12 protein-coding genes are annotated in these 13,637 nt (G+C 64.5%); 4 read left to right on the plus strand and 8 right to left on the minus strand.

Annotated features, from left to right (window positions below; all coding sequences use genetic code 11):
- Positions 1 to 94 precede the first annotated feature (94 nt).
- From FJ973_RS16835 to FJ973_RS16860, 6 genes are all read right to left on the minus strand, one after another.
- Positions 95 to 1,522 (minus strand): gamma-aminobutyraldehyde dehydrogenase, encoded by a 1,428-nt coding sequence (locus tag FJ973_RS16835; protein ID WP_140556818.1) that lies wholly within the window; start codon positions 1,520 to 1,522, stop codon positions 95 to 97.
- Between the two features lie 63 nt (positions 1,523 to 1,585).
- The gene (locus FJ973_RS16840) at positions 1,586 to 2,401 is read right to left on the minus strand and encodes an ABC transporter permease (RefSeq protein ID WP_140556820.1); all 816 of its coding nucleotides are present in this window, start codon (positions 2,399 to 2,401) and stop codon (positions 1,586 to 1,588) included.
- Positions 2,391 to 3,356 carry an ABC transporter permease gene (locus FJ973_RS16845; RefSeq protein ID WP_140556822.1) on the minus strand — a complete coding sequence of 322 codons (966 nt, stop codon included), beginning with the start codon at positions 3,354 to 3,356 and terminating at the stop codon, positions 2,391 to 2,393. Before FJ973_RS16845 ends, FJ973_RS16840 begins: the two co-directional genes overlap by 11 nt.
- A gap of 223 nt (positions 3,357 to 3,579) precedes the next feature.
- On the minus strand, positions 3,580 to 4,578 hold the full coding sequence (locus tag FJ973_RS16850; RefSeq protein WP_140556824.1) for an ABC transporter ATP-binding protein: 999 nt from the start codon (positions 4,576 to 4,578) through the stop codon (positions 3,580 to 3,582).
- A gap of 188 nt (positions 4,579 to 4,766) precedes the next feature.
- On the minus strand, positions 4,767 to 5,921 hold the full coding sequence (locus FJ973_RS16855) for an ABC transporter substrate-binding protein (protein ID WP_140556826.1): 1,155 nt from the start codon (positions 5,919 to 5,921) through the stop codon (positions 4,767 to 4,769).
- Positions 5,922 to 6,046: 125 nt separating this feature from the next.
- Positions 6,047 to 6,973: a LysR substrate-binding domain-containing protein gene (locus tag FJ973_RS16860; RefSeq protein ID WP_140513010.1), complete on the minus strand. Its 927-nt coding sequence runs from the start codon at positions 6,971 to 6,973 to the stop codon at positions 6,047 to 6,049.
- An 89-nt stretch (positions 6,974 to 7,062) separates the two neighbouring features.
- Between FJ973_RS16860 and FJ973_RS16865 the strand changes: the two genes are divergently transcribed.
- Both FJ973_RS16865 and FJ973_RS16870 read left to right on the plus strand, forming a co-directional pair.
- Complete coding sequence (locus FJ973_RS16865) at positions 7,063 to 7,512, plus strand: Rrf2 family transcriptional regulator (protein WP_140523665.1); 450 nt, start codon at positions 7,063 to 7,065, stop codon at positions 7,510 to 7,512.
- Positions 7,502 to 8,401, plus strand: coding sequence for an NAD(P)/FAD-dependent oxidoreductase (locus tag FJ973_RS16870; protein ID WP_140523662.1), 900 nt, complete (start codon positions 7,502 to 7,504; stop codon positions 8,399 to 8,401). The genes FJ973_RS16865 and FJ973_RS16870 overlap by 11 nt, the downstream gene beginning before the upstream one ends.
- Before the next feature lies 1 nt (position 8,402).
- Here FJ973_RS16870 and FJ973_RS16875 read toward each other — a convergent pair whose 3' ends face one another.
- The gene (locus FJ973_RS16875; RefSeq protein ID WP_140556827.1) at positions 8,403 to 9,173 is read right to left on the minus strand and encodes a DeoR/GlpR family DNA-binding transcription regulator; all 771 of its coding nucleotides are present in this window, start codon (positions 9,171 to 9,173) and stop codon (positions 8,403 to 8,405) included.
- 443 nt (positions 9,174 to 9,616) lie between these two features.
- Here FJ973_RS16875 and FJ973_RS16880 point away from each other — a divergent pair, with 443 nt between their 5' ends.
- A complete protein-coding gene (locus FJ973_RS16880) occupies positions 9,617 to 10,495 on the plus strand; it encodes a phosphotransferase family protein (RefSeq protein WP_140497071.1) in 879 nt (292 codons plus the stop codon).
- 4 nt (positions 10,496 to 10,499) lie between these two features.
- On the plus strand, positions 10,500 to 12,953 hold the full coding sequence (locus FJ973_RS16885) for an FAD-dependent oxidoreductase (RefSeq protein WP_140556829.1): 2,454 nt from the start codon (positions 10,500 to 10,502) through the stop codon (positions 12,951 to 12,953).
- Here the strand turns inward: FJ973_RS16885 and FJ973_RS16890 are convergent, their stop codons facing one another.
- A complete protein-coding gene (locus FJ973_RS16890; protein ID WP_181165288.1) occupies positions 12,954 to 13,586 on the minus strand; it encodes a class I SAM-dependent methyltransferase in 633 nt (210 codons plus the stop codon).
- Positions 13,587 to 13,637 lie beyond the last annotated feature (51 nt).

Raw genomic sequence — 13,637 nt, forward strand, 5'->3', positions numbered from 1 at the left:
TCGCGAAGTGGAATGGCGCTGACGACCCTCTCAAGCGGGGTCGCCGGCGCCGGCCACAGCCATATAAGATCTGCCTTTGCCGGAAGGAGACAGATTACCCGTGCGCCACCATCACATGGCGCACGGCGGTATAATCCTCCAGCGCGTAGAGCGACATGTCCTTGCCGTAACCGGACTGCTTCAGCCCGCCATGCGGCATCTCGTTGGTCAGCATGAAGTGGGTGTTGATCCAGGTGCAGCCATATTGCAGGCGAGCGGCCGTCGCCATGGCGCGCGAGACGTCCCTGGTCCACACCGACGATGCCAGCCCATAATCGCTGTCATTGGCCCAGTTCACCGCCTCGTCGACTTCCGTGAAACGGGTGACCGAGACCACCGGGCCGAAGACTTCGCGGCGCACGATCTCGTCCTCCTGCAAGGCGCCGGCGACGACGGTCGGCTGGTAGTAGAAGCCGGTGCCCTCGCCCGGCTTGCCGCCGGTGGTGATCTCGATGTGCTTCAATTCCGAGGCGCGCTCGACGAAGCTCGAGACACGGTCGCGTTGGCGGCGCGAGATCAGCGGGCCGATCTCGTTCTCGGCATCGTCCGGCAGATTGTACTTGATGGTCGACACGGCCGAGGAGAGATCGGCGACGAGCTTGTCGTAGACCTTCTTGCCGGCATAGATGCGGCAGGCGGCGGTGCAGTCCTGGCCGGCATTGTAGTAGCCGAAAGCGCGCAGGCCATTGACCACGGCGCCGAGGTCGGCATCATCGAAGACGATGACCGGGGCCTTGCCGCCGAGTTCCAGATGCGTGCGCTTGACCGACTTGGCGGCCGCCTGCAGCACCTTCTTGCCGGTGGCGACATCGCCGGTGATCGAGATCATGTTGACCTTGGGATGGTTGATCAGCGTATTGCCGACGCTGTCGCCGCGTCCGAGCACGACATTGACGACCCCTTCGGGCAGGATTTCGGCCAGGATCTTCGCCAGTTTCAGCGCCGTCAGCGGCGTCTGTTCCGACGGTTTGAAGACGACCGTATTGCCGCCGCCGATCGCCGGCGCCAGCTTCCAGGCCATCATCATCAACGGGTAATTCCACGGCGCGATGGAAGCGACGATGCCGATCGGATCGCGCCGGACCATCGAGGTGTGGCCCGGCAGGTATTCGCCGGCTACCTGGCCTGGCATGGAGCGGACGGCGCCGGCGAAGAAACGGTAGCAGTCGACGATCGCCGGGATTTCATCATTGAGCACGGCATTGATCGGCTTGCCGCAGTTCAGCGCCTCGAGCGCCGCGAATTCCCTGGCTTCGGCCTCTATGCGGTCGGCGATCTTAAGGAGATAGCCCGAGCGCTGCGCGGGCGTGGTACGCGACCAAGCCGTGAACGCCTTCCCGGCAGCCGTCACCGCCGCCTCGATCTGCGCCGGGCTCGCCTCGGGGAGATTGAGAATGGTCGCCCCGGTCTTCGGATTGAGGACCGACTCCTCGGTCTCGGTGCCTTTCTCGAACTTCGAGCCGATCAGCATCTGGGTGTCCATTGGGTTCTCCTTGAAGAGGAGCGAATGCGAATAGTGCTACCCGCTATTCCCTATTCGCTGTTTTCATTTCCCGCTGCCGGCGATCTGGTCGCCGTCGCGGGTCAGGTAGTAGGCGGCGAGGATCGGCAGCAGCGTCACCAGCACCACCACCATCGCCACGACATTGGTGACCGGGCGCTGGCGCGGGCGGATCAGTTCTTCAAGCATCCAGATCGGCATCGTCTGCTGCTGGCCGGCGGTGAAGGTGGTGACGATGACCTCGTCGAACGACAGCGCGAAGGCCAGCATGCCGCCGGCAAGCAGCGCCGTGGCGATGTTGGGCAACACGATATGCCGGAAGGTCTGGAAACCATCCGCGCCGAGATCCATCGAGGCCTCGATCATCGAGCCCGAGGTGCGGCGGAAGCGGGCAACGGCATTGTTGTAGACGACAACCACGCAGAAGGTGGCGTGGCCGAGCACGATCGTCCAGAACGAGAACGGAATGTCGGCCAGCGCGAAAGCCGAACGCAGCGCAATGCCGGTGATGATGCCGGGCAGCGCGATCGGCAGGATGACCAGCAGCGAAATGGTTTCACGGCCGAAGAATTTCGTCCGTGACACCGCGGCGGCGCACAGCGTGCCGAGAACCAGCGCGATGGCCGTCGAGATGGCGGCGACGCGCACCGAGAGCGACAGCGCTTGCCACACGTCCGGCCGGTTCCAGGTGACGGCGAACCACTGCGTGGTGAGCCCCGGCGGCGGCCAGACGAAGCTCTTCTCCTCCGTCGTGAAGGCATAGACGAAGATCAGCAGGATCGGCAGATGCAGGAACAGCAACCCGCAAGCGGCGGCGATCTTCAGGCCAAGCGGAGCCGATTGGGCACGGTCAGAGCGCATCGAAGGCCCCCATGCGCTTGGCGCCCCAGAGATAGAAGCCCATGATGACGATGGGCACGACCGTGAAGGCGGCGGCGAGCGGGATGTTGCCGGCCGTGCCTTGCTGCGAATAAACGGCCTGGCCGATGAACAGGCGCGACGTGCCGATGATCTGCGGGATGATGTAGTCGCCCAATGTCAGCGAAAAGGTGAAGATCGAGCCGGCGACGATGCCGGGCAGCGCCAGCGGGAACAGCACATTGCGAAAAGTCTGGCCGGGCGACGCGCCAAGGTCGGAAGAGGCTTCGACCAGATTGCCGGGCACGCGCTCGAGGGCTGCCTGCACCGGCAGGATCATGAAGGGCAGCCAGACATAGACGAAAACGATAAAGGTGCCGGTGAACGACACCGACAGCGAGTTGCCGCCGACGACCGGCAGCGACAGCCAGGCGTCAAGCAGCCACAACAGGTTCAGCTTGGCGAGCAGCCAGGTGAGAATGCCTTCCTTGGCCAGGATCAGTTTCCAGGCGTAGATCTTGACCAGGTAGCTCGACCACAGCGGCAGCATGACGCCGAGATAGAACAGCGCCTTCCAGCGGCCGCGCGCATAGCGCGCCGCGTAGTAGGCGATGGGGAAAGCGACGACGGCCGAGACCAGGGTCACCAGGGCTGCCATCGTCACCGTGCGCAGGATGATGTCGAGATTGGCGGCCTGCAACAGGTCGCCATAGGTCTTCAACGTGAACTCACGATTGATGAGGCCGGAGAACTCGTCGATCGAGAAAAAGCTCTGCGCCAAAAGAGCGAACAACGAGCCGATATAGACGATGCCGAGCCACAGGACCGGCGGCAGCAGCATAAGCAGAAGGAGCAGTTGCGGCCTGCGCCAGAAGAGGTCGGAGAGCGCGCCGCGTATGCCGCCGCTGCCGGGCAGGATGGCAGGGGCTGGGCTGGGGGTGAGCGCGGCAATGGTCATGGGGCCGCCGTGTGCTGAAGAGAATTATATGAGAGGCCGCGTTCTGCGTCGCCCCCCTCTGTCCTGCCGGACATCTCCCCCTCACGGGGGGAGATTGGCAATTTCTCGGCCTCGCCAATTCTGCGACGTTGGAAATTGGCGAAACCCGAAAGGGCAGCCAATCTCCCCCCTTGAGGGGGAGATGTCCGGCAGGACAGAGGGGGGTGCTTCGCGCAAGCCTTCATCACACCGGCTCGTCCATCAAATGCAGGCTCTCGCGGTTGAAGGTGAGCACCACCGCCTCGCCTTCCCCAGGCAAGGCCGTACCGGCAGGCACGATGGCGTGCAATTTCAGACCGTCGGCATCGAGCGCCAGCCTGGTGGTCGCCCCGAGATAGTTAGTTGAGACGAGGCGCGCGGCGACGCCCTCGCCGCTCGCCGCGCGGCCGACGCGGATGGATTCGGGGCGCAGGCTGCCCCAGCCGCGCTGGCCGCAATAACGCTGGACGAAATCCGGCGGCAGCACGTTGGAGGAACCGACGAAATCAGCGACGAAGCGAGTGCTCGGCCGCTGGTAGATATCTTCCGGCGTGCCGATCTGCATGATCCTGCCGTCGTTGAAGACGGCGACGCGATCGGCCATCGACAGCGCCTCGCCCTGATCGTGAGTGACGAAGACGAAGGTTATGCCGAGCGCCTTTTGCAGCGACTTCAGTTCTTCCTGCATGTTCTCGCGCAGTTTGAGGTCGAGCGCGCCGAGCGGCTCGTCGAGCAGCAGCACCTTGGGCTGGTTGACCAATGCGCGGGCCAGCGCGACGCGCTGGCGCTGGCCGCCGGAAAGCTGGCCGGGGCGGCGGGCGCCGTAGCCGGGCAGCCTGACCAGCGACAGCGCCTCTTCCGCTGCCTTGTGCCGCCCGGCCTTGCCGACGCCCTTGACCATCAATCCGTAGGCGACATTGTCGAGCACATTGAGATGCGGGAACAGCGCATAGTCCTGGAAGACAGTGTTGACGTTGCGGCGATAAGGCGGAACGCCCTCGGCGCGCTCGCCGAAGATCGAGATCGAACCCGCCGTCGGCTGCTCGAAACCGGCAATGAGGCGCAGGCAGGTCGTCTTGCCGGAACCGGACGGCCCGAGCATGGCGAAGAACTCGCCAGGTACGATTTCGAGGTCGACCGTGTCGACGGCGCGCACGCTGCCGAAATGGCGCGAGACTTTTTGAAAGGAAACGGCTGAGGTCATGGAGTGTCCTGATCTGCCGGGCTCATCGATCTCAGGCGGCGCCGCCCCTCATCCGCCTGCCGGCACCTTCTCCCCGTGAAGGACAGGGGAAGGGACGCGCGCCAACGCTGGCGATACCCTCTCCCCGTTCTTCACGGGGAGAGGGTAAGGGTGAGGGGCGGCGCCGGCTTCGGCAAAGTAAGGCTAGGTCACCGCCCGCCGATGACGCCGATATAGTCCGACACCCAGCGGTAATAGGGCACGCACTGGTCGTTCTGGGTGGCGCATTTGGTCACCGGCGTCTTCCAGAACTTGATCTTGTCGAAATTTTCGTAGCCGTTGGTCTTGCAGCCTTCGTCGGTCAGCAGCTCGTTGCCCTTGCAGGCGGCGGGGACGACCGGCAGCGAGCCGAACCAGGCCGAGACGTCGCCCTGCACCTTGGGCGAAAGCGAGTGTTCGAGCCACATATAGGCGCAGTTCGGATGTGCCGCGTCGGCCTCCATCATGGTGGTGTCGGCCCAGCCGGTCACGCCTTCCTCCGGCACGGTCGAGGCGACCGGCTTCTTGGCGGCGACCAGCGTGTTGACCTGGTATGGCCACGAACCGGAGGCAACCACGCCTTCGTTCTGGAAATCGTCGACCTGGATGGCGGCGTCGTGCCAGTAGCGGCCGACCAGCGTGCGCTGGACGCGCAGCAACTCGAGCGCGGCCTTGTATTGGTCCTCGTTCAACTCGTAGGGGTCCTTGATGCCGAGCTCCGGCTTGTGGAACATCAGGTAGTTGGCGGCATCGGCGATGTGGATCGGGCCGTCATAGGCCTGGACGCGGCCCTTGTTTGATTTGCCGTCCGGCAGCTTCATCTCCTCGAAGACGATGTTCCAGCTCTTGGGCGCTTCCTTGAAGACATCGGTATTGTACATCAGGACGTTCGGCCCCCACTGGTAGGGGACCCCATAATGAACCTTGTCGACGGTGAACCAGGGGGCGTCCTTGATGCGGTCGTCGACCGTCTTCCAACTCGGGATGAGATCGGTATTGATCGGCTGCACGCGCTTGCCGGCAACGAGGCGCAGCGATGCATCGCCCGAAGCGGTGACGAGGTCGAAGCCGCCCTCGTTCATCAGCGAGACCATCTCGTCCGACGTGTTGGCGGTCTTGACGTTGACCTTGCAGCCGCTTTCCTTCTCGAAGGCGGTGACCCAGTCATAGCCCTTGTCGGTCTCGCCACGCTCGATATAGCCCGGCCAGGCGACGATATTGACCTCGCCTTCACCCTTGCCGAGTTCCGTGACCTGAGCGATGGCCTGGCCGGAGAAGGTCAGCGCGACCGTCAATGCAGTGCATGACTTCAGGAATGAATTCATCTTCGATCTCCCATTGATAGGCCCGCGCTTCGGCGGCGGCTTTGTTCCCTGAAGCGAAGTTGCTGTGAAAATCCCGGTTTCGCAAATTCATTTATCAGAAGGGGGATATCGGTTTTTCCGATAGATTAGCGGCCGTTCTTGTCGGGGCGCTGGCGAACCATGCGCTGCGACTGCGCCAGACCGATGAAATCGCGCGCAGCCTGCGGCAGGCCGGAGCCGCGGCGCCAGACCATCCCGACCTGGACGACGGGTAGGGCACCGGAGACGTCGCGCGACTCGATGCGGTCGCCTTCCAGCGACCACGGCCGGTAGACGAGGTCGGGCAGCAGCGCCACGCCCGCGCCGGTGGCGACGAGGCTGCGCACCGCTTCGACCGAACGGGTGCGGAAGGCGACATGCGGCTTGGCGCCGATTGCCGTCAGCAACTTGCCGGTGTTCTCCTCGATCTCGTCGACGGTCAGCATGATCAGCGGCTCCGAAGCGATGTCGCCGATGCCGATGATGTCGGCGCCGGCGAGCGGATGCCCGAGCGGCAGCCACAGGCGGTAAGCCGAGACTTCAAGGATTTCCGATTGCAGCGCGGTTCGGTCGCGCAGATTGGACGTGACCATCACGGCGATGTCCAGCTTGCCGCCGATCAGCAGATGCTCGAGATAGTCGCCATTGTCCTCGATTGCCGAGACCTCGACGCCGGGATAGGCACGACGGTAGCGGGAAAGCAGGTCCGACAGCACATAGCCGGCGACCAGCGAGGTGACGCCGAGCTGCAGCCGGCCGCCCGCTGTCGCCTGCTCGCCGAGGAAGGCGCGGCGCGCATCGGACACATCGGCCAGGATCTTGGTGGCATGACGCAGGAACTGGTGGCCCTTGTGGGTGATGTTGAGGCCGCGCGGATGGCGGTCGAACAATTCGACGCCGAGATCGCCTTCGAGCTCCTTGATCGCTTCGGTGACCGAGGATTGCGAAATGGAGAGGTTCTGCGCGGCACCCGACACCGTGCCCTGCTCGGCGACGGCGATGAAGAACTGCAACTGGCGGATGGTGAAAGCCATGGCCGGACTAAACACGGCGGGGACGACACTGGGAAGTGGAAACGGATCGGCAACTTGACGGCCCCCAGAATTGTAACTAAATAAGTTACATGAAACGCAACAGCCGGCTGTCTTCCACCTTGCACATTCTGGTCCACATGGCCGAGAAGCCCGAGCGGGCGCTGACCTCGGAGCAGCTTGCCACCTTCATCCATACCAATCCGGTCGTGGTGCGCCGCACCATCGCGGGGTTGCGGGATGCCGGCATCGTCACCTCTTCACGCGGACATGGCGGCGGCTGGCTGCTCGGGCGCCCGCCCGACGAGATCTCGCTGGCCGAAATCAGCGCCGCGCTTGGCGAGACGCTGCTGCAGTTCGGCACCGAGCCGGAGAGCCCCGGCTGCCTTGTCGAGCAGGCCGTCATCGCCGTCCTCGACGATTTTCGGATCGCGGCGGAGAAGCTGCTGGCGGAGAAGCTCAGCCGTATCACGCTGGCCGACCTGACCGCCGACTTCCGCCGCCGTTACGACCTCATCGGAGTCTCCAGCCATGCAGTATGATCTTGCCGTCGTCGGCGGCAGCTTTGCCGGCTTGTCCGCCGCCATCCAGGCGGCCCGGGCCCGGCGCAACGTCCTGGTGATCGACGCCGGCCAGCCCCGAAATCGGTTCGCCGCGCATTCGCACGGCTTCCTCGGCCAAGACGGGCGCACGCCAGGCGCCATCCTGGAGGAGGCAAGACGGCAGTTGCTAGCCTATCCGACGGCTCGCCTTGTCAAGGGACGTGCGGACAAGGCGGTCGCCAATAGCAGCAGCGACTTCGAAATCAGCACAGAGGGCGGCGAGACCTTTGGCGCCGCGCGGCTGGTTCTGGCCACCGGCGTGCGCGACATCCTGCCGGAAGTTCCCGGGCTTGCCGAGCAGTGGGGCAAGACCGTGCTGCACTGCCCCTATTGCCACGGCTACGAGGTTTCCGGCGGGCCGCTTGGCGTGCTGGCGACCGGGCCCATGTCCCTGCATCAGGCGCAGTTGATCGCCGACTGGGGCGACGTCACGCTGTTCGGCAATCGCCTGATCGAGCCCGATGCCGAACAGATGTCTGTCCTGGAAGGCAAGAATGTGAGGTTCGAACCCGCTGCGGTCGCCGAACTGCGGGAGGATGGCGCGGGCGGCTTGACGGTGATCCTCGACGGCGGCCGAAAGGCGGGGGTTCGCGCGATATTCACCGCGCCGCGCAATACAATGGCGAGCCCGGTGGCCGAACAGCTCGGTTGCGGCTTCACGGACGGTCCCCTTGGCCCGGTGATATCAATCGATGACAGGCAGCAGACGACGGTTCCCGGCGTCTACGCCGCCGGGGACGCGTCACGCGCGATGCACAACATCGCCTTCGCCGTATCGGGCGGCGCCTTCGCCGGCATATGCGCACACCAGTCGCTGGTATTCGGTTAGCTCAGGCTGCGTTGCCCGCGACGCTGAGCCGCGCGCCGGCCTGCGCCAGGCCAGCAGCGATGTCGCGCGGCGGCGGCCGGTCGGTGGCGAGCTCGGAAAAGCCATCGAAGCCGCAGACCTGGACCAGGCCCTGGCGCCCGAACTTGGAATGATCGGTGACGACGAGCGAACGCTGGCCGCGCGACAGCACCATGCGGGCGAACTCGGCCTCGTCGAGATCGTAATCCATGACACCCGTCACCGCATCGACGGCACCCGTCGAGATCACCGCATGGCTGACCGAGAAGCGGCTGACGAAGTCGATGGCCGAGGCGCCGAAGGCGGCGCCGGAATCGCTGCGCAGCTCACCGCCGGCCATGTAGACCTTGTTGCCGTTGACGGTGGCCAGCGTGCGGGCGATGTCGGATGAGTTGGTGACGACCGTCAGCCGCCGATGGCCGAGCAGTTCACGCGCCAGGAACGAGGTGGTCGTTCCCGTGTCGAGCATGATCGATTCGCCGTCGCGGATGGTGGCGGCGACCATGCGGGCGATGAGGCGCTTGGCCTCGGCGTTCTCTCGCATGCGCCGTTCGAACGGCGCTTCGCCGATCGTCGACGGCAGGCCGACGGCGCCATGCATCTTCAGGAGCGAGCCGTCGCTGGTGAGGGGCTTGACGTCGCGGCGAACGGTTTCCAGCGAGACGCCTAGCCGGTCGGCCAGGCTGGCGATGGTGACGGTGCCTTCCTCCTGCAGAAACCGCAGGATTTCGCCGTGCCGCTTGGAATGGCTCATCGGGTCATTTCCAGTCGCGCCATGATGCAGTGACCGCTTCTATGGCAAATCTGCCGCATATTACAAGGAATCTCGAAAGAATACGGGCAGGAAAGCAGAAAAAGCCACAGAATCTCGTTGACAACGTGGCTTACCCGGCGTGACACTGATGCCGTGTCAGGCTCGCACTGCCACGGAAAAGCGATAGCGGAGCCTGATCCGAATTTGTGTGCCCCAAGGTCTGGAAACTGCCTGACGCGAGGGCGACTGGAAGAATTTTCTCATCCGCGGGGGCGGATGCCGGCCTCGAAGAGCCCGGCACGTGGGGCTCGTCGGTGCGGCGCGGGATACCGATCCCGAATGCCGCGCCGGCGAGGTCTTTGCCAGAACGAGCGTCCGGACAAACGGCGGGTCGCCACGGTGGTGCCGCCCCGTCGGCGCCTTGCCGGACGAAGGGCGAATTCATGACGGCCGAGGACCGCATCCGCGCCCTGCCTTGCTGGACAGGCAGCGTCGAGATCGAGCCGCTGCCCGGCGGGCTGAGCAATGCCAATTATCGGGTTAAGGACGCGGCCGGGAGGCATGTCGTGCGTTTCGGCAGGGACTATCCCTTCCACCACGTCTTTCGCGAGCGTGAGGTGATGACCGCACGCGCCGCGCATGCCGCCGGTTTCGCGCCGGCGGTCCGCCATGCCGAACCCGGCATTCTCGTGACGGAGTATCTCGGCGCCAAGACCTGTCTGGCTGAGGACGTGCGCGCCAATCTCGGCCGTGTCGCCGCCCTGATGCGCGGCTTCCACCGTGAGATGCCCAACCACGTCTCCGGTGCCGGCTTCATGTTCTGGGTGTTCCACGTCATCCGCGACTATGCGCGCACGCTGGAGGACGCCGGCAGCCGCAAGGCGAGCGACCTGCCGCGTCTGCTGATGCTGGCCGACGAGCTCGAACGCGCCCAGAAACTGCTGCCGATCGTGTTCGGCCACAATGATCTTTTGCCGGCGAATATTCTCGACGACGGCAGCAGGCTATGGCTGATCGACTTCGAATATGCCGGCTTCAATACCGCGATGTTCGACCTTGCCGGCGTCGCCTCGAACGCCGGCATGAGCGACGAGGAATCCTTCGCCTTCCTGACCGCTTATTTCATGAAGGAGCCGGACGAGGCGATCCGCCGCTCGCATGCAGCCATGCAATGCGCCTCGCTGCTGCGCGAGGCGATGTGGAGCATGGTTTCGGAACTCTACCTCGACGTGCCCGGCATCGACTACGTCGCCTACACGGAAGAGAACCTGACGCGGCTCGATGCCGCGCTGGAAAACTACCGGACAAAATACGGGACCTGAATTCATGACCTTGCCAACCCAGGCAGCGATCGTCGTCATCGGCGGCGGCATTATCGGCTGCTCGACGGCCTACCATCTGGCCCGCGACCACAAGGCAGATGTGGTGCTGCTCGAACAGGGCAAGCTGACCTCGGGCTCGACCTGGCACGCCGCCGGCCTGGTCGGGCAGCTGCGCTCGTCGGCCTCGATCACCCGCGTGCTCAAATATTCGGTCAACCTCTACAAGGGCCTGGAGGCCGAGACCGGCCTTGCCACCGGCTGGAAGATGAGCGGGTGCCTGCGCCTTGCCACCAATGCCGACCGCTGGACCGAGTACGAGAGGCTGGCGACGACAGCGAAGAGCTTTGGCATGGACATGGAGTTGCTGTCGCCGGCAGAGGTCAAGAACATGTGGCCGCTGATGGAAACCGGCGATCTCGTCGGCGCTTCCTGGCTGCCGACCGACGGTCAGGCGAGCCCATCCGACGTCACCCAGTCGCTGGCCAAGGGCGCGCGCATGCATGGCGCAAGGCTTTACGAGGAAGTGCGCGTCACCGGCTTCGAGATCAAAGGCGGCCGCATCATTGCGGTGAAGACCAACATGGGCGACATCGCCTGCGACAAGGTGGTGAACTGCGCAGGACAATGGGCACGGCAGGTTGGCGCCATGGCCGGCATCAACGTGCCGCTGCAGCCGGTGAAGCACCAGTTTATCGTCACCGAGAAGATCGACGGGCTGGCGACCGATGTCCCGACCATCCGCGACCCGGACCGGCGCACCTATTTCAAGGAAGAGGTCGGCGGGCTGGTGATGGGCGGCTATGAGCCAAACCCGCAGGCCTGGACGACAGATCTCCCCGGAGGCGACGTGCCCAATGACTGGGAGTTCCGGCTGTTCGACGACGACTATGATCATTTCGAACAGCACATGAGCCAGGCGATCGCGCGCGTGCCGGCGCTGGAAACCGTCGGCGTCAAGCAGATGATCAACGGGGCCGAGAGTTTCACGCCGGACGGCAATTTCATCCTCGGCGTGGCGCCCGAATGCGCCAACATGTTCGTCGGCGCCGGCTTCAACGCCTTCGGCATCGCTTCGGGCGGCGGCGCCGGCTGGGTGCTGGCGCAATGGGTGGTCGATGGCGAGGCGCCGTTCGATCTGTGGGTCGTCGACATCAGGCGCTTTTCCAGCCTGCACCGCGACCGGCACTGGGTCCGCGAGCGCACGCTGGAAGCCTATGGCAAGCACTACACGATCGGCTTTCCGCATGAGGAGTATCTTTCCGGCAGGCCGCGCATCGTTTCGCCGCTGTACAACAGGCTGAAACAGCATCGCGCCGTGTTCGGTTCGAAGCTCGGCTGGGAGCGGCCGAACTGGTTCGCCCCCGAAGGCGTCGAGCCGCGTGACGTCTATTCCATGGGCCGGCAGAATTGGTTTTCAGCCGTCGGCGACGAACATCGCCATGTGCGCGAGAAGGTCGGCATCTTCGACCAGTCGTCCTTCGCCAAATACGAGCTGACCGGGCCCGACGCGCCGAAGGCGCTGGACTGGATCTGCGCCAACGACGTCAACAAGCCGGCCGGCCGGCTGACCTATACGCAGCTTCTCAACACGCGCGGCGGCATAGAGGCCGATCTCACCGTGTCGCGGTTCGGCGAGGACAGGTTCTATATCGTTACCGGCACGGGCTTCCGCACCCATGACCTGTCCTGGATCAGCGACCATGTCGAAAAGGAGCTCGACATCACGCTCACCGACGTCACCGAGGATTTCGGCACGCTGTCGCTGATGGGACCGCGCGCCCGCGAAGTGCTGGCCGGCGTGACCGATGCCGACATTTCCAACAGCGGTTTCCCATTCGGCCATGCCCGCGAGATTGTCGTTGCCGGCCACACCGTGCGGGCGTTGCGCGTCACCTATGTCGGGGAACTCGGCTGGGAGCTGCACGTGCCGATCTCCGCAACCGGCGAGATCTTCGACACGTTGATGTCGGCAGGCAAGCAACATGATATCCGCCCGGTCGGCTACCGGGCCCTGGAATCGCTGCGACTGGAAAAGGGCTATCGCGCCTGGGGCTCCGATATCACCCCCAACGACACGCCGCTGGAAGCCGGCCTCGGCTGGGCGGTGAAGCTTCGCAAGAACACGGATTTCGTAGGGCGGCGCGCCTTGGAGAAAATCACTGGCGGGCCATTGAAGAAGCGTTTCGCCGGCTTCACGGTCGACGATCAGGACATCGTGCTCGTCGGGCGCGAGACGATCCTGCGCAATGGCGAGCCGGTCGGCTATCTCAGCAGCGGCGGCTATGGCTACACCGTGGAGAAGAACATCGGCTACGGCTATGTGCGCAATGCCGACGGCGTGAGCGACGATTTTCTCGCCTCGGGCCGCTATGAGCTGGTCGTGGCGATGCAGCGCACGCCGGCAAAGATCCATCTCGAGCCGATGTATGATCCGGCCGGGAACAGGATCAAAGCCTGATCAGTTCACACGCAAGGCGAGGCAGCGGCTGGGCACCGTGTCGGCCTCGCCCGGCATCGAGACGTACGGGCGCGTTTCCTCGATGCGGGTGACCAGCCCCTGAGCCTCCAGCTCAGCGACTCGCGCGTTAAAGCCTAGATCCCAGATCGTGTTCTTGACCGTCAGCACGATCACGCCGCCCGGCCGGCAGATGCGGATCAGTTCGTCCAGCCCTTCGGCACCGACATGGCCCGAGGTAAAGACGCCGGCCGAGATCACCCCGGCATAGGCATTGTCGGCAAAGGGCAGCGGCCCGCCAAGCGCAAGGCAATGCAGGGCCGAATAGACGCCCTTGCGCTCTGCCTGATCCAGCATGCCTTGCGAGATGTCGAGCGCCTCGACCTCGGGATAGCCGGCAATGTCCAGCCATTCGCCGATGAGCCCGGTGCCGGCCCCGGCATCGAGCAGCGGGGCCGAGCCACGCGGCAGATGCCTTGCCAGCAAGGCCAGGCAGATGGTGGGATGACGATAGCCGGCGGCCGACATGTCGCTGTCGTAGGTCTGCGACCAACGGTCATAGAGCGCCGCCACGTCTTCCGGGCGCTTGGCCGCGTAGGCAGCGCCAAGCGCGCCCTTATGCTTGCTGTCGGTCACTTTCGTCCTGTCCGCCATGCCCCTAAATTGGTCTCGCACGGATGATAGCCA

The organism is Mesorhizobium sp. B2-1-3 (assembly GCF_006442495.1).
Classification (GTDB): Bacteria; Pseudomonadota; Alphaproteobacteria; order Rhizobiales; family Rhizobiaceae; genus Mesorhizobium.